This window comes from Wolbachia endosymbiont of Diaphorina citri, from assembly GCF_013096535.2.
Taxonomy (GTDB): Bacteria; Pseudomonadota; Alphaproteobacteria; order Rickettsiales; family Anaplasmataceae; genus Wolbachia.
Genome location: NZ_CP051265.2, coordinates 951,320 through 970,490 on the forward strand (window position 1 = coordinate 951,320; position 19,171 = coordinate 970,490).

Annotated in this window: 22 protein-coding genes, 1 tRNA gene and 1 pseudogene; 8 read left to right on the forward strand and 16 right to left on the reverse strand. The window is 33.4% G+C overall.

Features of this window, described 5'->3' with window-relative positions; all coding sequences use genetic code 11:
- Window positions 1–3: 3 nt before the first annotated feature.
- Window positions 4–1,266 (reverse strand): tyrosine--tRNA ligase, encoded by a 1,263-nt coding sequence (gene tyrS, locus HGO49_RS04390; RefSeq protein WP_017532365.1) that lies wholly within the window; start codon window positions 1,264–1,266, stop codon window positions 4–6.
- Window positions 1,267–1,496: 230 nt separating this feature from the next.
- The gene (gene rsfS, locus HGO49_RS04395; protein ID WP_007302263.1) at window positions 1,497–1,814 is read right to left on the reverse strand and encodes a ribosome silencing factor; all 318 of its coding nucleotides are present in this window, start codon (window positions 1,812–1,814) and stop codon (window positions 1,497–1,499) included.
- A 128-nt stretch (window positions 1,815–1,942) separates the two neighbouring features.
- On the opposite strand from rsfS, the gene HGO49_RS07345 reads away from it, so the two are divergent.
- The 3 genes from HGO49_RS07345 (at window position 1,943) to HGO49_RS04410 (ending at window position 3,541) form a co-directional block, all read left to right on the forward strand.
- On the forward strand, window positions 1,943–2,104 hold the full coding sequence (locus tag HGO49_RS07345; protein ID WP_017532367.1) for a hypothetical protein: 162 nt from the start codon (window positions 1,943–1,945) through the stop codon (window positions 2,102–2,104).
- A gap of 170 nt (window positions 2,105–2,274) precedes the next feature.
- Window positions 2,275–2,763, forward strand: a complete 489-nt coding sequence (locus HGO49_RS04405; protein WP_007302261.1) for an RNA pyrophosphohydrolase — start codon at window positions 2,275–2,277, stop codon at window positions 2,761–2,763.
- Window positions 2,753–3,541: a TatD family hydrolase gene (locus tag HGO49_RS04410; protein ID WP_017532369.1), complete on the forward strand. Its 789-nt coding sequence runs from the start codon at window positions 2,753–2,755 to the stop codon at window positions 3,539–3,541. Before HGO49_RS04405 ends, HGO49_RS04410 begins: the two co-directional genes overlap by 11 nt.
- 5 nt (window positions 3,542–3,546) lie before the next feature.
- Here HGO49_RS04410 and mdh read toward each other — a convergent pair whose 3' ends face one another.
- Genes mdh through HGO49_RS04445 form a run of 7 tightly spaced genes read right to left on the reverse strand, consistent with a single transcriptional unit; the run spans window position 3,547 to window position 7,331 of the window.
- On the reverse strand, window positions 3,547–4,491 hold the full coding sequence (gene mdh, locus HGO49_RS04415; RefSeq protein WP_017532370.1) for a malate dehydrogenase: 945 nt from the start codon (window positions 4,489–4,491) through the stop codon (window positions 3,547–3,549).
- 3 nt (window positions 4,492–4,494) lie between these two features.
- On the reverse strand, window positions 4,495–5,070 hold the full coding sequence (locus HGO49_RS04420; protein WP_017532371.1) for an NADH-quinone oxidoreductase subunit C: 576 nt from the start codon (window positions 5,068–5,070) through the stop codon (window positions 4,495–4,497).
- Window position 5,071: 1 nt separating this feature from the next.
- Window positions 5,072–5,575 (reverse strand): NuoB/complex I 20 kDa subunit family protein, encoded by a 504-nt coding sequence (locus HGO49_RS04425; RefSeq protein WP_017532372.1) that lies wholly within the window; start codon window positions 5,573–5,575, stop codon window positions 5,072–5,074.
- Window positions 5,566–5,919, reverse strand: coding sequence for an NADH-quinone oxidoreductase subunit A (locus tag HGO49_RS04430; RefSeq protein ID WP_026092682.1), 354 nt, complete (start codon window positions 5,917–5,919; stop codon window positions 5,566–5,568). The genes HGO49_RS04425 and HGO49_RS04430 overlap by 10 nt, the downstream gene beginning before the upstream one ends.
- 17 nt (window positions 5,920–5,936) lie before the next feature.
- Window positions 5,937–6,305, reverse strand: coding sequence for an HIT domain-containing protein (locus HGO49_RS04435; protein WP_017532374.1), 369 nt, complete (start codon window positions 6,303–6,305; stop codon window positions 5,937–5,939).
- Window positions 6,306–6,311: 6 nt separating this feature from the next.
- The gene (locus HGO49_RS04440) at window positions 6,312–6,593 is read right to left on the reverse strand and encodes a hypothetical protein (RefSeq protein ID WP_017532375.1); all 282 of its coding nucleotides are present in this window, start codon (window positions 6,591–6,593) and stop codon (window positions 6,312–6,314) included.
- 3 nt (window positions 6,594–6,596) lie between these two features.
- Entirely contained in the window at window positions 6,597–7,331 is a 735-nt protein-coding gene (locus HGO49_RS04445; RefSeq protein WP_017532376.1) for a hypothetical protein, read from the reverse strand.
- Window positions 7,332–7,515: 184 nt separating this feature from the next.
- Here HGO49_RS04445 and HGO49_RS04450 point away from each other — a divergent pair, with 184 nt between their 5' ends.
- Entirely contained in the window at window positions 7,516–8,892 is a 1,377-nt protein-coding gene (locus HGO49_RS04450) for a UDP-N-acetylmuramoyl-tripeptide--D-alanyl-D-alanine ligase (RefSeq protein WP_017532377.1), read from the forward strand.
- 48 nt (window positions 8,893–8,940) lie between these two features.
- Complete coding sequence (locus tag HGO49_RS04455) at window positions 8,941–9,891, forward strand: complex I NDUFA9 subunit family protein (protein ID WP_026092683.1); 951 nt, start codon at window positions 8,941–8,943, stop codon at window positions 9,889–9,891.
- Window positions 9,892–9,899: 8 nt separating this feature from the next.
- Here the strand turns inward: HGO49_RS04455 and HGO49_RS04460 are convergent.
- The 4 genes from HGO49_RS04460 to rpmF all read right to left on the reverse strand — a co-directional run bounded on the left by HGO49_RS04460 (window position 9,900) and on the right by rpmF (window position 12,293).
- A tRNA-Arg gene (locus HGO49_RS04460) sits at window positions 9,900–9,973 on the reverse strand.
- Between the two features lie 142 nt (window positions 9,974–10,115).
- On the reverse strand, window positions 10,116–11,072 hold the full coding sequence (locus tag HGO49_RS04465; protein WP_017532379.1) for a beta-ketoacyl-ACP synthase III: 957 nt from the start codon (window positions 11,070–11,072) through the stop codon (window positions 10,116–10,118).
- Complete coding sequence (plsX, locus tag HGO49_RS04470; RefSeq protein ID WP_017532380.1) at window positions 11,065–12,102, reverse strand: phosphate acyltransferase PlsX; 1,038 nt, start codon at window positions 12,100–12,102, stop codon at window positions 11,065–11,067. The genes HGO49_RS04465 and plsX overlap by 8 nt, the downstream gene beginning before the upstream one ends.
- 8 nt (window positions 12,103–12,110) lie before the next feature.
- Window positions 12,111–12,293 carry a 50S ribosomal protein L32 gene (rpmF, locus tag HGO49_RS04475; RefSeq protein ID WP_017532381.1) on the reverse strand — a complete coding sequence of 61 codons (183 nt, stop codon included), beginning with the start codon at window positions 12,291–12,293 and terminating at the stop codon, window positions 12,111–12,113.
- Window positions 12,294–12,524: 231 nt separating this feature from the next.
- Here rpmF and HGO49_RS04480 point away from each other — a divergent pair, with 231 nt between their 5' ends.
- Together HGO49_RS04480 and HGO49_RS04485 are read left to right on the forward strand one after the other, a co-directional pair.
- On the forward strand, window positions 12,525–13,307 hold the full coding sequence (locus HGO49_RS04480) for an MlaE family ABC transporter permease (RefSeq protein ID WP_017532382.1): 783 nt from the start codon (window positions 12,525–12,527) through the stop codon (window positions 13,305–13,307).
- Entirely contained in the window at window positions 13,300–14,001 is a 702-nt protein-coding gene (locus tag HGO49_RS04485; protein ID WP_017532383.1) for an ABC transporter ATP-binding protein, read from the forward strand. The genes HGO49_RS04480 and HGO49_RS04485 overlap by 8 nt, the downstream gene beginning before the upstream one ends.
- Before the next feature lie 279 nt (window positions 14,002–14,280).
- Here HGO49_RS04485 and ffh read toward each other — a convergent pair whose 3' ends face one another.
- The 3 genes from ffh to HGO49_RS04500 form a co-directional block, all read right to left on the reverse strand.
- A complete protein-coding gene (gene ffh, locus HGO49_RS04490) occupies window positions 14,281–15,624 on the reverse strand; it encodes a signal recognition particle protein (protein WP_017532384.1) in 1,344 nt (447 codons plus the stop codon).
- Window positions 15,609–17,168: a proton-conducting transporter transmembrane domain-containing protein gene (locus tag HGO49_RS04495; RefSeq protein ID WP_017532385.1), complete on the reverse strand. Its 1,560-nt coding sequence runs from the start codon at window positions 17,166–17,168 to the stop codon at window positions 15,609–15,611. The genes ffh and HGO49_RS04495 overlap by 16 nt, the downstream gene beginning before the upstream one ends.
- A 614-nt stretch (window positions 17,169–17,782) precedes the next feature.
- Window positions 17,783–18,022 (reverse strand): hypothetical protein, encoded by a 240-nt coding sequence (locus tag HGO49_RS04500; RefSeq protein WP_017532386.1) that lies wholly within the window; start codon window positions 18,020–18,022, stop codon window positions 17,783–17,785.
- 221 nt (window positions 18,023–18,243) lie between these two features.
- Between HGO49_RS04500 and HGO49_RS04505 the strand changes: the two are divergent.
- Window positions 18,244–19,103: pseudogene (locus tag HGO49_RS04505) on the forward strand (IS982 family transposase).
- Window positions 19,104–19,171: the final 68 nt, after the last annotated feature.

A 19,171-nucleotide genomic window follows, 5' to 3' on the forward strand; every position in this document is an offset into this window, starting at 1 on the left:
AATTTACTTTCTTACTTCATCCAGCACAACTTTTATATGACGTTTCTTTCCTGCAGATAATTTGATAAATGGCTGACCTTTAAAGCTTTCAGAGTTTATTGTATAGTTAACATCGTTTATAGTATTATCATTAACTTTACATCCATTTCCCTGTATTAAACGCTTTGCTGCACCTTTTGAAGGTTCAAAACTGGTGTCATACAGCAGGTCTATCAAGGGTATACCATTTGCGATTTGTTCTTTTGTAATAGTGTAACTAGAAAGCAATGAACTGTCTTCATTTTCAAAAGCAGAGATTGCAGCAGATCGTGCAAGTTCAGCTTCTTTGCAACCATGACATATTTTTGTCACTTCTGTTGCCAAGACCTTTTTTGCTTCATTTATTTCTTGATCCTTCAAGGACTCTAGTTTTTTAATTTCATCAGTTGGTAAATCAGTGAAAAGTCTCAAGAAACGACCAACATCTTGATCATCAACATTGCGAAAATATTGCCAGTAGTCATAAGGCTTTAACATACTGCCATCAAGCCATAATGCCCCACTTTCAGTTTTGCCCATCTTTTTTCCTTGTGCGTTTAATAAAAGAGGTGTGGTAAGACCAAACAGCTCAGATAAATTCAACTTTTTGCCAAGTTCAATTCCGTTTACTATATTTCCCCATTGGTCTGACCCTCCAATCTGGAGACGACAGCCATACTTTTTATTCAACTCGACAAAATCATAGGCTTGTAACAACATGTAGTTAAACTCGAGAAAGCTTAGATTTTGCTCCCTGTCTAGCCTAATTTTCACACTATCAAAGCCTAACATGCGATTTACAGAAAAATGTGCCCCTATATCACGCAAAAAGTCTATATATTTTATGTTATCTAACCAATCTGCGTTGTTTACTATGATTGCACCGGTTTTTCCATCATTGAAAGATATCATCTTCTCGAGGGTTTTCTTTATACCAAGTATATTTTGATTGATATCTTCTATCGGCAAGACGCTTCTTGCTTTGTCTTTACCAGATGGGTCACCAATTTTTGTTGTGCCACCTCCAAGTAGAACTATTGGCTTATAACCGAATTTTTGTAGGTGACGGAGCATCATGATTTGAATGAGACTGCCAATATGCAAACTTGGTGCCGTACAATCAAACCCAATGTATGCAATTATATAATTATCTTGTGATAATAGCTGGTCTAACCCGTCAATGTTTGTACATTGATATAGGTATCCTCTTTCTTGAATGAAGTTTAAAAACTCAGATTTATGTTTCATAATATGTTATTTTGTGTGTAAATGGTGTTGTTAACGATGGCGTCATTCCAGTGCTTGACGCTGAAATCCAGTTTATTATGAAATTTCATCAAAAATGTTGTATAGTGTGCTCGTTTATGATTAAGTTTTCTAGATTCCAGTGTCAAGCACTGGAATGACACCACCAACTTCATAAGGGTTGCCTTCAAAATTACAACATTTGAGCAAGTGTATACCAGCTACCTGGATAATCAATTCCATAACTCTTCTATCTTATAATATTCTCTTACTTCTGGCCTGAATAGGTGAACCATTATACCTTGAAAATTCACAATCACCCAGTTACCTTCATCCATACCTTCTACATCTATTTTATCATATTGCTTGAGATTTTTCATCACGTGCTCAGCTAATGCTTTTACATGGCGGCTCGAATCACCGGATGCAATGATCATATATTTTGCAATGACAGTTTTATTCTGTACATCAAAAGTAACTATATCTTGACCTTTGTTTTGATCTATTACATCTACAATTGTATTTTTTATTGATTCTGTATCACCATTCATTATTCTAAATTATATAATTTATCTGTAATGATACACTCAAAATTTCTGAATATGAACTATTTTTGATATGCTTCTAGTGTAACGTTTATAATACATATATTTGTAATATATGATAGTTTTCTGATGGTATGATCATTTACTTAATCGGATTTTCGGGTAATGGCAAACTTACGATTGCAAAAGAGCTGTGTAATATTATTGATGGAGTGATAGTAGACAATAACCTGTTTAATAATAGCATATTTGATATGATTGATTTCAGAAAAACTGAGGTTACAAGTGAAATATGAGAAAAAATTTTTGTGATTAGAGAGAATATGTTAGCAATATTGGAAAAATACCATAAAGCATTATATATTTACAAATGAAAGGAAGTTGCAAAAAAAAATTGTTGAAAAAATGAATAGTAAAAAAGTAGTTGGAACTTCTATGATAGATAATTTAGCAATAGAGAGTATTTGTGATTAGTGAGGAGAAAGAGTATCGCCCTTGTGTTGGCATAATGTTATTTAACAAACAGGGAAATATTTTTATTGGAAAACGTTTTGATAGTGACTCTTATTGGCAGATGCCACAAGGAGGAGTTGATGAAGGTGAAGAGCTAGAGCAGGCAGCGCTACGTGAGCTATTGGAGGAAGTTGGTACTGATGAAGCAGAAGTTGTGGCTCAAAATAAAGAGTGGATATATTACAACTTACCCGAGGAAGTTATACCGATATGTTGGAATGGGAGATATTCTGGCCAAAAGCAAAGGTGGTTCTTAATGAAATTTTGTGGGAAGGATAAGGATATTAATATTAACTATACTGATCATCCAGAGTTCAAAGAGTGGCGTTGGCAAAATGTGGATGATTTGGTAGCCAGTGCCATACCGTTCAAAAAAGAAGTTTATAAAAAAGTGATAGAAGAGTTTTCTTCTATCATAAAAGGATCTATTTATGATAGTTGATTCTCATTGTCATCTAATTTATTTTTCTGATGATGAAATACCAAAGGTAATTTCAAGAGCAGAGCAAAATGGTGTGAGAATTTTGCATAACATATGTATAAGCATTAATGATATCCCTAAATTATTAAAAATCTCTTCATCCTATGATCAAGTCTACTGCTCCGTTGGTATACATCCGCTTGATACTAATGTGGAAAAAGGTGAATATATAAATGCTGATGAATTGATTGAATTTACTAAGGGCAAAAAGGTAATTAGTATCGGTGAAACCGGATTAGATTTTTATAAATCTGATAATAAAAGCAATCAAAAAAAAAGTTTTGCATCACATATAGAAGCGGCAAAAGTAACAGGATTACCTTTAGTTATTCACACTAGAAATGCTGATAGTGAGATGATTGATATGTTAAATTCAGAAATGAAGAAGGACGCTTTTAGTGGAGTAATGCATTGCTTTGCTTCTTCTAAAGAGCTTGCTTATAAGGCTATGGACTTGGGATTATACATTTCATTTTCTGGAATTATTACTTTTAAAAATGCGAACTTACTAAGAGAAATTGCACAAAATGTGCCACGTGAGCGTGTTTTAGTTGAAACTGATGCACCTTATCTATCTCCTGAGCCTTACAGAGGAAGAAAAAATGAACCGGCAATGGTGAAATATGTTGTGAATTGTTTAGCAGAATTATGGAATGAATCGCCGAAACAAGTAGCAAAAATAACTACAAATAATTTTTTTAGACTGTTTTCGAAGCTTGAGCTCAAAGAAATTCTATAGGGCAATTAATTTAGCTGACAGAGCTCTTTTACTGCACTTACAGATTTATAAAACATCTCTTGTTCACTATCGTTGATTTGAACTTCTAGAACTTTCTCAACTCCATTTTTGCCAATAATAGTAGGAACACCAATGAATAAGTCTTTCACATCATATTCACCATTAAGATAAGCAGCGCATGGTAATATACGCCTTTTATCTTTTAAGTATGATTCTAGCATGCTTATGGCTGAAGATGCAGGAGCATAGTATGCAGATCCAGATTTAAGTAGATCAACTATTTCTTTTCCACCATTACGAGTGCGCTCAACTATTTCATCAACTTTTCCTCGCGTAATCAAACCCATCTCAATGATTTGGGTAAGTGGAATGCCAGCAATTGAAGCATAATTGATTAGTGGTACCATAGTGTCACCATGTCCTCCAAGCACAAAAGCAGATACATCTTCGACAGAAATATTTAACTCACTTGCAAGAAAATAACGAAAACGAGCAGAGTCAAGCACTCCTGCCATACCAACAATCATATTAGTTGGCAGACTTGAAGATTTGTATACTACTGAAACCATAGCATCTAAAGGATTGGTAACCACTATTACAAATGCGTTTGGAGAATGTTTTTTAATATTTTCCCCAACCTCTTTCATTACTGCAGCATTAGTTTGCAGAAGGTCATCTCTGCTCATTCCAGGTTTTCTGGCAATGCCAGCAGTTATTATAATTGCGTCAGAGTTTTTTATATCTTCATACCTATTTGTACCAGTAATATTGATATTATATCGATCAATAGGAGATGATTCTGTAATGTCAAGCGCTTTACCTTGTGGTATTCCATCGCTTACATCAAGCAAAATAACATCTCCTAGCTCTCTTAGTGCAATCACATGGGCAAGAGTCCCACCGATATTTCCTGCACCAATCAAAGATATTTTTTTTCTTTGTGCTGTCATTTTCTACTCCTTTATATTTACTTTTGTGGCTTTACTACCTTCCCAAGGGGATAAGCTGTCAAACATACGAAAATCTTGTGGTAAGTCTATAGGATTATATACAACCTTTTTTGCCTCTATATCGTATCTTACTTCCTCGTAGCCAGTGAGAGGAAAATCTTTTAACATTGGATGACCTTTGAATCCATAATCCGTTAAAATCCTACGTAAATCTGGGTGATCAGAAAACTCTATTCCATACATATCAAATACTTCACGCTCAAACCACGAAGCTGCGTTAAATATCTTTGCTACACTTAGAGGTATATCACCTTCACATAACTGAAGCTTTATGTGCACTCTGATATTGTGTACAACGCTGAGCAAATTGTATATTAGCTCGAAACGTTTTTCTCTATCTGGGTAATCAACTCCAAAAACGTCAACTAATAATTCAAGCCTACACTTTTCATCATCACGTAGAAAGAGTAAGTGATTTTCAATGTCATTCAAAGCTGAATATATTACAATAGTGCCATCATTTTTCTGAATACATTCACATTTAGTCTTTTTTTGTATGTATTTTGCAGTTTTATCCATGCTATATATTTTTAGTTCTTTTTATTTTATTTTGTAGACATAGCATTCCATATAGCAACGCCTCAGCAGTTGGAGGGCATCCAGGAACATACACATCAACTGGCACAATTCTATCGCAACCACGGACTACTGAGTAAGAATAATGATAATAGCCACCGCCATTTGCACAACTTCCCATAGAGACGACGTATTTGGGATCTGCCATTTGATCATAAACTTTACGCAATGCTGCTGCCATTTTATTAGTTAACGTGCCAGCAACAATCATAACATCTGCTTGCCTTGGGCTTGCACGAAAGATTATGCCATATCTATCAAGATCATAACGACTGGATGCAGTGTGCATCATCTCTACTGCGCAACATGCAAGACCAAATGTCATTGGCCACAATGAACCAGACCTTGCCCAGTTCATTATATAATCTATTAAATCGCCAAATTTAGTGATAAGAAAACCTTCTCTTTTGTAACGATTCCAGTCGCCATTAGATAAATTTATTCCCATTCCAATGCACCTTTACACCACTCATAAATAAAGCCTATAGTAAGTATTGCAAGGAATATCATCATAGACCAAAATCCGCAATAGCTTATTTTAGATAAAGAAACGGCCCAAGGGAAAAGAAAAACAATTTCTAAATCGAATATTATGAACAATATTGCAACTAAGTAAAATTTTATGTCGAAACTTTTTCTGGCTCTTGATAAAGGATTAAAGCCACACTCATATGTAGAAAGCTTTTCACCATCTGGGTTACTGACTGCAAGAAACATAGGTAATACACCTAAAGTAAAGGATACTACAATTGATACACAGATAAAAATTAATATGGTTAAATATTCACTCATTTAAAAAACATATAACACTATGAATTTACATGCTTTCCTAATCTTTTACCACCTAAAATATGTATGTGAAAGTGCGGTATAACTTGCTCTCCATCTTTACCGTGATTAGTAACTAATCTATATCCTGTTTTTTCTAAGTTATATTTATGTGTTATTTCTCTAACAGTTTTAAAAAAACTTACTATTTTCTCTCCTGAAGCTTTCAGAATAAAATCATCGTATGAAACGTATTGAGCTTTTGGTATAACTAGAATATGAACTGGTGCATCAGGATACTTATCACGAAAAGCTAGCACATTTTCATTTTTATGTATTTCCTCATAAGGCAATTCACCTCTTAATATCTTAGCAAAGATATTAGTATCATCATAAGCTGTACTACCCATACTTTATTAAATTCCTGGTCCTCTTCTATTTTGCTTATGATTTGGTGTAGAAGGTGGGCTTATTGCTGCTTCGCTAGAAGCATCTTCAAGACTTGAAACGTCTTTTAGCTGTATATCTTGTCCACGCAAAACTGACCCATAGTCCATTTGGTGTCTTTTTGAAAACGTTTCTATTCTATTTGCCCTTCTTGCAGCAATAACTTCTGGTTGTAAATGATACATATCTCCAGGAACAGTTAGGCTATGATACCTTTCCTCTATTTTAACTTCTTTCATAACACTCTCCATAATTTATCTCCCCCTACCCCTTATGCTTTCGCAACTTTCAAAATCTTGTTTAATAGCTTTTTGCCAATTATCTGAAGTTTTCTCTGATGACTTTTCTTTATCCATAGGCCTTACAACTTCTTGTGATTGTTGCTTTTTACTATCGTATACACTATACAACTTTTCTGCAATACCATACAGCAATTTCCGATCTGTGTGAACTTTAAACTCTCTACCAGTAATTTTTGCCAAATTTTTAAGATCACAATCAATCTTATTATAAATTCCTTCAAGAGCGTACTTTTTCATTACTTTTTCATCCATACCTAGATTTTTATCTTTTATTTCTTGGATAATCTTCTCAACATCAACTTCAATTAAAATTTTGTTTTCTTCTCTAAATATAGTTATATTGGGCAGATCTTTCCTTATTTCATCTAATTTCTCTGAACTCAAGTAAGGTATATCCCCCGTTAAAGTTCTTGACGCTAAAAAACTTACCTTACCTTTTTCTTGTTTTATTATTTGTATGCCAAGGTACTTACTAGCTTCTGTGGTTTTTATAGGTGGGTCATATTTCTCTTCTTCTTTAGGTACATCACTAACAGCCTTTTTTAATGAAACTTTAGCATCATGCTTCATTTCATCAATTGAAGCAAACGGTTTCTTTATAGGATAAATAAGTGCTTTAGGCACAAGAAAAAACACGCCTTTTATCTTAGCCAAAATAGACTTTTTATTTGACTTATCTTTTGCCATACATACCTCCAAGTCACTTTCTACAACCAAATAGTAAAATACACTTAATTATAGACGAAAACATTTAAGCTTGTATATCTATTATAAGATGAAATTATAGAGATTGCAATCTTTATTTGCACATTACCAAAGCATGTAGTATTTTTGCTGCTTTTCTTGTTCAAATTACCTTTAAAGATAAATTATGTTAAAATGGAACGCAAATAATATTATCGATGCTACTGGCGGAAGAGGGGAGAGTGTTTGTAATTCGGTATATAGCTCAAATATTTCAACGGATACAAGAAACATAAAAAAAGGTGATTTATTTATTGCTCTCAAGGGAAAGAAATTTAATGGGCATGATTTTCTACATGAAGCATTTTTAAAAGGAGCTGTTGCTGCGGTAGTAAGCGAAGATAAATATAGAAATTTTCCTCTAATTATTGTGCAAGATACTCTAAAAGCTTTGCATAATATGGCATCATATTACATTAGAAATATTCTTGTTAATGCTAAAGTTATCACAATTACAGGTAGTGTTGGGAAAACCACTACAAAAGATATGCTTAACACTGTTTTGTTGCATTATGGAGTATCTCATGTAAATGAAGGTAACTTGAATAATAATATAGGATTGCCTTTTACGATTCTAAAAGCGCCAGAAGAATGCCAGTACTTAATCCTTGAAGTAGGAATGAGTAGAGCTGGTGAAATAAAAGAGTTATCGGAGATTAGCAATCCGGATATTGCAGTTATTACCAACATTGAACCTGCTCATGTTGAAAATTTTTCATCTCTCCTTGATATTGCGCAAGCGAAATTAGAAATTCTACATGGTATGAAAAATAATGGTACTTTGGTTTTGAATAAGGATAATGAACATTATGATTATCTCTTATCAAATGCTAACAGAAATGTAGTAAGCTTTGGTAAGAATGAAAGTGCTACTGTTTGTTTGTTAGACCTAATAAGAGACGATAACGGTCTAAATTTAAAAATCAAACTGAACAATGGTCAAATTATGAACTGTAATTTACCTGTACAAGGCGAACATTTTGCATACTCTGCATTAGTTGTTACAGCAGTTTTGCAAAGTCTCGAACTTGATTTATCTAAATTACCACTAGCACTGGAGAATTTTACTGTAACAGAAGGTAGAGGTAATGTTCATCAAGCTAAATACAATGGAAAATTAGTACATTTGATTAACGACTCCTATAATGCTAACCCTACTTCAATGAAGGCTGCAATAAGAACTTTAGGTACATATTCTAATTTAAGAAAAGTGGCACTACTTGGCGATATGTTAGAACTTGGTAATGAAAGCATAGTATTTCATACAGAATTGCTTGACTCTATAGTAGAACAAAATGTGAATAAAGTTCATACGGTTGGTAAATTTATGTTAGAATTGAATAAACTTTTACCGGAGAATATAAAAGGCATGCATTTCGATGATTCTAACAAATTGAAAAGTAATTTAGCTAATATTGTTCAAGGTAATGATGTAATTTTAGTTAAAGGTTCTCATGGAATGAGAATGGACCTTATAATGCAGGAATTCACAATAGAATATTAAATAAAACTATTGTATTAATTTAAAGTTAAGTTATTGGAAGTTTTAACTGTGATAAAACGTATAGTTATTTTTGGTGGAACGGGATTTATAGGAAAACACATCGTAAGACGCTTGGCAGCGGCGGGGTATTTAATAAGAATATTTACTCGTGATCAGGAAAAAGCTGCTTGTCTAAAGTTATGTGGCAACTTAGGGCAAATATCAATACTTGAAGGAGATTTTTTTAATGAAAAATCAATTTTAGAAAGTACGGAGGGGTGTGATGTTGTTATAAACTTAGTAGGAATATTATATGAGAAAAGAAAATACGATTTCTATACAGTTCATGTTGGAATAGCTGAAAGAATAGCAAAAGCTGCGCAAATAAAAAATGTATCCATGATGATACATTTTTCTGCCATGGGAATAGAAAATGATAAGTTATCAAAATATGCCCAAAGTAAATTGAAAGGTGAGAAAGCTGTAGCTTCGGCGTTTCAAGGAGCAATGATAATTAAGCCCAGTCTTGTATTTGGTAAAGAAGATAATTTCTTTAATAAATTTGCAAGATTAGCAACAATTCTTCCTTTTTTGCCGTTGATCGGTAGTGGAATAACGAAGTTTCAGCCGATATGTGTAACAAACTTAGCTGAAGTGGTATACCGTATTATCAGCTTTAATAAGCAAGATAAAAAAATTTATAATATAGGTGGATCAAAAGTTTACTCTTTTAAAAGCTTATTAAAGTTTATTCTGAATGTGACTAACAGAAAGTGTCTACTGATCAATGTACCTTTTCCAATGGCAAGATTGATAGCCTTTTTCTTAGAAAGTAAAGTTGTTTCTGTGCTGTTAAAACCTATAACTGGAGATGCAAGCCCTATACTTACTCGAGATCAGGTGAAAGTTATGATGAGTAGTTCAATCGAAAAGTCAGATGATCTCGAAACAATGAAAATTAGACCACTAGCAATTGAAAATGTGGTACCAGAATACTTGAAAATTTATAGAAAGCATTGATAGAAGAATGTGCCCGGTAGGATTCGAACCTACGACCCACAGCTTAGAAGGCTGTTGCTCTATCCAACTGAGCTACGGGCACACATCATATATAAAATGCTTCTTAGTACACGTGAAGTCAAGTATTTCTTGTGAATATAATGTTTGTGATAATATCTCAAAACTTTGTCAGTACAGCATGTAACGATAAAATTGAGAAAAAAGAAGCGTGGATAATAGGAAGTCTAATAGCGCAGTAACACAGAACCCCAGGCTAAACCTGCACCTATTGAAATCAGCAATATCAGATTTCCTGACTTTATTTTTGATTCTTGTACTGCATAGTCTAAGGCTAGTGGAATTGACGCTGCTGAGGTGTTTGCATGCTTATCAACTGTATTAATTACTTTTTCTATAGGAAAATCTAATTTCTTTACTACTGCTTCAATAATGCGAATGTTTGCTTGATGGGGAATTAACCAGTCAATATCAGTAATCTTCAAACTATTGCATTTTAGAGTTTCCTCTACTGAGGCTGTTAATTTCTCTACTGCATGTTTAAACACTTCTCTTCCATTCATAAGTATCTTTCCAGAATCACGAGTAGAGGATATTCCTCCGTTTGTACATAATAAGTCCACATTGCCATCAGAGTGTAAGTTTGTTGATATAATGCTACTGCTACTCATTTCTGATTTCATTATCACTGCACCAGCACCATCACCAAAGAGTACACAAGTTGACCTATCTTCCCAATCAACAATCCTAGACATTATTTCAGCACCAATAACAAGCGCGTATTTAATTCTATCGTTAGACTTTATAAGTGAATCAGCAACTGTAACTGCATATATAAAACCAGAGCATGCTGCCTGTATATCAAAAGCAAATGCGTTTTTACACTTTAATTTACTTTGTATAATCGTTGCACAGCTAGGAAAAGTTTTGTCAGGTGTTGTTGTTGCAACTATGATCAAACCAATTTCATCTATTGAAATTTTCCCTTTTTCTATAGCATTTCTCGCTGCATTAACAGCTAAATCTGACGTTAGTTCTCCTTCATCTGCTATATGTCTTTGAACTATTCCTGTTCTTTGCCTTATCCATTCATCGTTTGTTTCAACTATCGATGCAATTTCGTTATTACTCAAAATTTTTTTTGGTAGGTAAGAACCAGTGCTCAATATGAAACTTTTATTCAATATGACTTACCCCGTTAATTATCTTCTGGTTTAAATTTTCACTGATTGCATTTACTGCAAATTTTATAGCGTGAGCAAAAGAAATAGCATCAGAATTTCCGTGGCTCTTTATAATGATACCATTTAGCCCTAAAAACATAGCTCCACTTCTAATTTTAGGATTAAAACGCTCTAATGCTTTATTTAGCTTGGGTTTCAACAATATGCCGACAAGCATTTTTGTCATCCATGAATTAAATACTTCCTGTTTTATTAGACTGATAAAAGTACCAGCAGTTGCCTCAGCTGTCTTGAGCATTACATTACCAACAAAACCATCAGCAACAATTACGTCTATATTACCATCTAAAAATTCACTTGCCTCTATATATCCTTTGAAGTTAATACTTGGAGCATTTTTGAGTAACTCAAAAGCTCCTCTTACTGAGTCAGTACCTTTCACTTCTTCTGTACCAATGTTTAGCAAAGCGACTTCAGGATTTTCAACTTTTAATGCTATTTTTGCAAATATACTCCCCATTAATGCAAATTGAAATAATGAGTCAGTATTACAGTCAACATTTGCACCAAGATCAAGCAATGCAAAGCTTTTTGTCTTAGTTGGACAGACAGATGCAATAGCAGGACGATAGATATTGGGTAATGTTCCTAAAATAAATCTGGAGATAGCCATCAATGCTCCAGTGTTGCCTGAAGACACCATTCCAAAAGCTTTACCTTTTTTCACTGCTTCAACAGCTGCCTTCATACTTGAATCTTTGCGATGTCTTAGTGCAAAAGAGGGTTTATCATTTGGAAGAACATTATCAGAGCAATGGGTAAATTCGGAGTTATCGATTACTTTTTTGTATTTTGAAAGCAAAGGAGATATTTCTTTCTGATCTCCATAAATATGAAAAAAAACTTTGACACCTGGGTCAACAAGATTATCCAAGAAAAAACCAGCACCCTGAATTACGGAAAGAGGCGCAAAATCCCCCCCCATAGCATCAAGTGCGATAACTATGTTATTATTGACCGTGGGTAACATACCATGAGTTACTCCGCCTTTTGTTTAATGAAAACACGTTTTCCTTTGTAGCTGTTGTCAACTGCTATGTTGTGAGGCAACATGAATTCTCCAGTTGTTGCACATACCACAATATTCTTAGGCTTAATAGCATGGTGAGAACGATGCATATTACGCCTTGACCTTGACTTTTTTCTTTTTGGAACTGCCAAAACTTACTCCAATCCAATTATATAACACAATTTATTAGTAGCATGTTTTTTACAAGAAGTAAATAGCGAAATAAATAAGGTTTTCTTATACAATTTAGTCTTATAAACTTAAACTCAAGCATTTTGATCAAAGTATATTGAACTTAAGACATATTTTGACTATACTTCGGTGAAGTTAATAAAAATTTTAATAAAATCAGTAAAACTAATTTTAGCTAAGATAAATGTAAAGTGAGTTTCTTTGATATAGACAGCGTTAGAATAATCGGTAGATGCTTTATTAACTTTCTGTTGAGGATTGGTAACGCATTTGTATTTTTTATTCAATCTCTATACCACTGCTTTATTCCTCCATATTATTTTAGCAATGTTGCAAAACAAATTATAGAGATAGGCTTTTTCTCTTTGCCAATTGTTGGGCTTACTGGAGTTTTTATAGGAGCGGTGATAGTTTTACAAAGTAGCTTAAGTGGTCTCTTGATTAATCAAGAACAAGTAGTACCTAAACTTGTTACGATCACTATCATTAAAGAGTTAGGGCCAGTTTTGATTAGCTTAATAATGGTAGGAAAGGTTGGGTCCTCAATTGCAGCAGAAATTGGCACGATGCGCATCACTGAACAAATAGATGCACTTACAACTTTGGACATCAATCCTTTCAAATATTTAATTGCACCAAGAATTCTAGCGTCAGTTATAGTATTTCCAATACTTACAGTATGTGCAGATCTAATAGGAATATTTGGAGGGTATGTCACCGCAGTCTTTGAATTTAACCACAATTTAAATATATACATAAAATATACAGCTCAATTCTTTAATATAAACGATTTTGTTGTTGGGCTAATGAAAGCGACTGCTTTTGGCGCTATAATTTCTGTTTCAAGTTGTTATTACGGTTACCATTGTAGAGAAGGTGCACGAGGAGTAGGTGTTGCTACAACATCAACTGTTGTTTTTTCGTCCATATTGATCATTTTAGCAAACTACTTGATTACTCTGATACATGTATAGCCCCATAATATCAATATTGAACCTAAGCTTGTCTTTTGATGATAGAACGATATTAAACAACATAAGTTTTAATATATCGAAGGGGGAATCATTAATCATACTTGGTGGTTCAGGAAGTGGTAAATCTGTATTAACAAAAGTAATCATTGGATTGCTAAAACCAGACTCAGGGTCTATTAAAATAAATAGTGAAAGCAAAAATAAATTTGGAGTTTTATTTCAAAATTCTGCTTTATTTGACTATGTTACAGTGTGGGAAAATATATCTTTTAATTATAAAAAACGCTTTAATCTCAACATAAAGGAGGCAAAACAGCTAGCAATCGAGAAGTTAAATGATGTTGGATTGGAGGAAAACATAGCAGATATGTTTCCAATAGAACTATCAGGTGGAATGAAGAAAAGAGTAGCACTTGCAAGGGCGATTGCGCACAATCCAGAAATTATTGTATTGGATGAGCCAACTTCAGGATTGGATCCAATTATATCAGATGTAGTAAATGAGATAATAATAAAATTATCTCAAGATCTTCGCCCTACAATTATCACGATTACACATGATATTCATAGCGCATTTAAAATAGCTGATAGAATAGCAGTATTGTATGAAGGGAAGATCATTTCTCACGGAACTGCTCAGGAAATACAAAATACTAATAACGAATATATAAAAAAATTCATTCGTTATATATAGCTATAGGCTTACAAACGATATTATGGATGCTATAACTAGCCTAACTTGAGCTATCGACAACTTTCGGTCTGTTACTAGTGTAGTGCTACGGTGGTATAGTGTGTTAGCTATAAAACAACGCATTAAATATAGATAAAGTAACTTATATCAATTTTTATTATCATGCCAATTCCAACTGCAGAAATTTATTGAATTTATTACTTCACGCTAAAATAATATACTTTACTATTCAACAGCAATTACAACTGATGATTTTATTTCATTCCACTACCTGCTGACTTACTTTCTGCTTAGCATATCCATCAAATCAGATTCTTTGAGTTTACTATGGTCAACTTTACTGAACTTATTCACCATAGAGCTCATTTGATTATACTGCTTAATTAGAAGATTAACGTCAGTTACGCTTGTTCCGGACCCTTTAGAAATTCTAAGTCTTCTTTTGCCATTTAAAATATCTGGATTTTGTCTTTCCTTTTCAGTCATTGAGTTTATAATAGCTATATATTTTTTCACTTTATTATCGTCTGGCACACCGCTACTTAGCTTTTTTGTGAATGAGCTAGGAATGAATTTCATTATGTTGCTAATACCATCCATTTTATTGAGGGTTTTTAACATGCCTACTAAGTCATTTAGATCGAACTTACCCTTTTTTACTTTCTTTTGCAGTTTATCAATTTCTTCCTGACCAACAATCTCAGCAGCTTTCTCAACCAATGAGACAACATCACCCATACTCAGTATTCTTTTTGCAATTCTATCAGGATAAAAATCATCAAGGTCACTTAATTTTTCACCACAAGCAATAAATTTAATTGGACAATTGGTGATCATTTTCATAGAAAGAGCAGCACCGCCACGTGCATCACCATCAACACGAGTGAGAATAATCCCAGTTACACCTATTATTTCATTGAATGATTTGGCAATGTTTACTGCGTCTTGACCTATCATTGCATCGGTTACTAAAATAATTTCTGCAGGTAAAGCTATTTCCTTTACAGCTTTCAACTCACTCATCATATTATTGTCAATATGAAGCCTGCCTGCTGTATCTAGTATTAATACGTCATAAGTATCATTTTTTGCTGCTGCTAATGCCCTTTTTGTAATTGCAATGGGCTTCTCGTCTATCATTACAGGTAAAGTTTGCACATCTATTTGTCTGCCTAGCACTTCAAGCTGTTTTTGGGCAGCTGGTCTATAAATGTCCAAAGAAGCAAGCATCACTTTTTTCTTTTGCTTTTTTAGCTTTAAAGCAAGCTTTCCTGAGGTAGTTGTTTTACCTGCACCTTGTGAGCCCACCATCATAATCACAGCAGGGGGTTTAACTGCTAGATTTAAGTCACTTTTCTCTGATCCGAGAACTGCAACTAAATTATCTTGCACAATTTTAATTATCATTTGTGCTGGAGAAACACTTTTTATGACTTTTTCTCCAATCACTTTATCCTTAATGTCGTTGATGAATTTCTTTGCAACTTCAAGTGAAACGTCAGCTTCAATTAAGGCCATGCGTATTTCTCGCATGGCAAGGTTAAAATCATCTTCAGAAATGATTGACTTTCCTCTCAGTTTATTAAATACAGAATTTAAACTTTCAGTTAACGATTTAAACATAATAAAATTAGTAGAATACTCATTAGAAAGAGAGAAGAAGCTGAAACGAAACTCACTGAGTTATAACCCAGCACTTCTTTAAGTTTAGTAACATCATTAAAGTATAAACTAGTAAGTGAATTAGTCAAGTTTTGCAGTAGGTTGGCAGACATTTCTCTCACTTTAAGGACCAGTTGATTGAACAGCAAGGCAATGTAGGGTATGAAAGCTCTAAAAATCCAATCAACATCCATTTTAAAATTTATTCTCGGGTAAAATAACTTGCGTAAAGGAATAAACAATAAAGTGGTACATAATAACAAATTAAATTGCGACAAAATATTTTTTGTGTTGTACACAAAATCGAAAATTGAAGATTTATTGTAAATAGGCAAGTAAGGATTGCCAGCAATTACACATATGAATGCTAAAATAATCATAGTCATTTTGCCTCCTCTCTCTGCTAAAGGTTTTGACTTACTTTTTGCAATAAATAAGTAATAAAGAAACTTTAGCCCCACGCTTAAATGAAGCAGCAAATTTAGAAGCTTATATAAATTTTTATACCCTTTTAAGGCAACAGTGTTCATTTCAATTTCAGCTGTGATATATGATTTACTGATAAATCCAACGGTTCCAGGAAATGCAGCCATTGTAAGTATTGCGATTATAGCACACATGCCTTCCACTGACATCAGTTTACCCACTCCATTAAAACTAATTGTTTTTGTTTGTGAAATAATCGAATTACTGACCACAAACAATAATGATTGATAAACAAGAGAGAAGATTATATGCAATATCAAAATTGGTATTGCTTTTTCCGAAGGACTGAGCAAACTTCCTGCAATAATCAGCAAGCCCATTTGTCCTACAGCATTATAGCATAAGAATCTACGAATATTTTGCTCAAGGGAAGCAAATATAATGCTGTAAATTACAGTAATGGCGCCTACAAGTGCTAATATTTCAGTACAATCTTGCCATAGGGTATAAGTGTGTAAAAGCATCACTAAAAAAGAGACTTTAGTGGTAAATAAAGAGAGATATGTAGTGCCATGTAGCGATGCAGCAGGATATGAATCAACAACCCAAAATGAAAAAGGGAAACAAGCACAGTTTATCAATAAACCCAAAATTATCAGGTTAGTGCTTTGAAATGCCAATCCTGCTATCAATATAACTCCAACGAAAAAGTGTATACAAGCGTACCTTATTGCAGATCCACTATCTTTACAGCTAGCTGCGATAACAAAAAATGCACTGATGGTCATTAACTCAAAGAATATTATAACTAATATTGTCTGCTCAGATAATATTGCACTGAGTGAACTGATAGTGTAAGCAGCAAAGGAAAGCATCTCTGAAGAACTCAAATTTTTTGCTGGTAGAACAGCTAAAAATGCAACTGATAGAAAAGATATTAGTACGATACGAAAAGATAAATCATAATTTAGAACTGGATGAGACCAATTTAATATATTACCTAAATTTTCAGGTAATGTTAGGACTATAACTATTAATGTAGTCAATAGAAATAGAAATGAAAATTTATAAAGTTGCACAGTGATGTAAACCAGTATGGTTTATGCTACCTCAACATATAAATAAAATCAATTTGCATATTAACCACTAGTTAAGCTAATTACCATATAATTATATCAGGGTTCAGAGGGTTATAGAGAAACCGGTCAGATTAGGTTTTTAATCTAATCTGACCGATAGCTTTAATAGTGAGGTAAGCTTTAATATAGCACTCCTAATTCATAGTGCTACACTCGTGCATAATTTATTTTTAACTTGTGCACGAGCGTTAATAAATTATTTACTTTTTGAAATAAAATTTGGCACCACTTTAATATCTAGAACTTCAGTAAGTCTGTCAGTTGAGAGTTATTTACTTGCTTTCTCTTCAGTATTTGCATAAATATAATGGAGCTGCCAGTTTTTAATGCACTCATTCGACTTTTATGCTCTTCACAATATCTGATTCTATTAAAGAATTCTTTGTTAATTTAGTTTTTTATGTTTTTTGGATAATGATATAGATAGGTTCCGCTAACATATAGCGGAATATTAAATTGTTTAGCTATAGATCCCTGTATCAAGCACTGTAATGACGGCATTCGAGTAGCAGATAATGGAACCAAGAGAGCTCTGAGTAGCTGTATAATGAAAATTAGATTATAAAATCCTCTGACAGCACATTCTGTGTTGTATCATTATCCATAACTGTGTAATTAATATTATATTTATCGAATTCATTGTGCATCCTAGTTAAATGTCCTTTATCATGATCCAAAAGAACACTTACGTAGCTAGAGCTATCATTAAAAAGATCATTATAAATTACTGGAAATTGAACTATGTAGGATGTTGTACACTCATCTTGACCGTTATTATCTTTACAAAGGGACATTTTTCCTGTTTTGCCAGTATCATCTGTAGTAGAAATAAGAAATTTAATACCTACTCGTTTTTTGCTACAAACTCCTTACATTTTCTACTTTTTGCAGAACACGGTCCTATAGCTATAGAGTAGCTTTCTTTTACCCCAGTTGGGGATTAGAAGTCAGTGAAAAAGCCAGGAAAATAGGGTAAACTCCGGAAACATATTATCAAAAAATAGAGAGGTTACCCATGAATAAAAATGTAACAGAATTATTTTGCTTTGTAGACGATTTTTGCAAGGCTATAAACAAAAATTTCGCAGAAAAACTCCTGCCAAACAGTAAAAAACCTACCAGAACGCCAGGGATTACGCATTCTGAAATTCTTACTATAATTTTACTTTATCAACAATCTAGATGTGAGGACTTTAAATCTTTCTATACATATTATTTGAAAGCACTACATGGATCTGAGTTTCAAAATTTGCCAACATATAGTAGATTTATTAGGCTAAAAGGTATTTAGTGCTCTTGTTAAAGTGGCTTTGTGAGCAGTCAAAAATGACCGGAATTTCGTACATAGATGCAACTTCTATCGCTGTTTGCCATCCAAAAAGAATCTCAAGAAACAAAGTTTTCAAAGGATTGGCAAAGCTTGGAAAGACTACATATGGCTGGTTTTTGGGTTTTAAATTGCATATGGTAATTAATGAAAAAGGTGAAATTCAAGGAGTTACAATGACTAAAGGTAACGTTGACGACAGAAAACCAGTACCAAAATTAACTGAAAAACTGACTGGTCTTTTGTTTGGTGATAAGGGCTATATAAAGAAAGAGCTCTTTGCAAAACTCTTCGATAGAGGAATAAAACTCGTTACCAAAGTAAAAAAAGGTATGAAAAATACATTAATGCTTCTTGAAGAAAAGATTTTTTTAAGAAAAAGGTCGATTATTGAAACAGTTTTTGGTTACCTCAAAAACAGACTTGATCTTGAGCATTCAAGACACAGGTCTCCAATAAATTTCTTGGTGCACATCTTTTCCACATTAGTTTCATATTCTATGAAGCCTAAAAAGCCCTCTATTTCTACATTTTACTGTATTGATTAATCCGCAACTGGGGTTCTTTTGGAAGTGTGAATATTAACTGATGTGTCATAATGCTACTATAATAAATA

Coding starts and splice junctions, on each gene's coding strand:
- ffh (WP_017532384.1), bottom strand. CDS start 15,624: ATGTTTAAATCGTTAACTGAAAGTTTAAATTCTGTATTTAATAAACTG.
- HGO49_RS04420 (WP_017532371.1), bottom strand. CDS start 5,070: ATGGATAAAACTGCAAAATACATACAAAAAAAGACTAAATGTGAATGT.
- rsfS (WP_007302263.1), bottom strand. CDS start 1,814: ATGAATGGTGATACAGAATCAATAAAAAATACAATTGTAGATGTAATA.
- HGO49_RS07345 (WP_017532367.1), top strand. CDS start 1,943: ATGATCATTTACTTAATCGGATTTTCGGGTAATGGCAAACTTACGATT.
- HGO49_RS04450 (WP_017532377.1), top strand. CDS start 7,516: ATGTTAAAATGGAACGCAAATAATATTATCGATGCTACTGGCGGAAGA.
- HGO49_RS04410 (WP_017532369.1), top strand. CDS start 2,753: ATGATAGTTGATTCTCATTGTCATCTAATTTATTTTTCTGATGATGAA.
- HGO49_RS04445 (WP_017532376.1), bottom strand. CDS start 7,331: ATGGCAAAAGATAAGTCAAATAAAAAGTCTATTTTGGCTAAGATAAAA.
- HGO49_RS04500 (WP_017532386.1), bottom strand. CDS start 18,022: ATGTCCCTTTGTAAAGATAATAACGGTCAAGATGAGTGTACAACATCC.
- HGO49_RS04425 (WP_017532372.1), bottom strand. CDS start 5,575: ATGGGAATAAATTTATCTAATGGCGACTGGAATCGTTACAAAAGAGAA.
- plsX (WP_017532380.1), bottom strand. CDS start 12,102: ATGTTACCCACGGTCAATAATAACATAGTTATCGCACTTGATGCTATG.
- HGO49_RS04440 (WP_017532375.1), bottom strand. CDS start 6,593: ATGGAGAGTGTTATGAAAGAAGTTAAAATAGAGGAAAGGTATCATAGC.
- HGO49_RS04485 (WP_017532383.1), top strand. CDS start 13,300: ATGTATAGCCCCATAATATCAATATTGAACCTAAGCTTGTCTTTTGAT.
- HGO49_RS04430 (WP_026092682.1), bottom strand. CDS start 5,919: ATGAGTGAATATTTAACCATATTAATTTTTATCTGTGTATCAATTGTA.
- tyrS (WP_017532365.1), bottom strand. CDS start 1,266: ATGAAACATAAATCTGAGTTTTTAAACTTCATTCAAGAAAGAGGATAC.
- mdh (WP_017532370.1), bottom strand. CDS start 4,491: ATGACAGCACAAAGAAAAAAAATATCTTTGATTGGTGCAGGAAATATC.
- HGO49_RS04435 (WP_017532374.1), bottom strand. CDS start 6,305: ATGGGTAGTACAGCTTATGATGATACTAATATCTTTGCTAAGATATTA.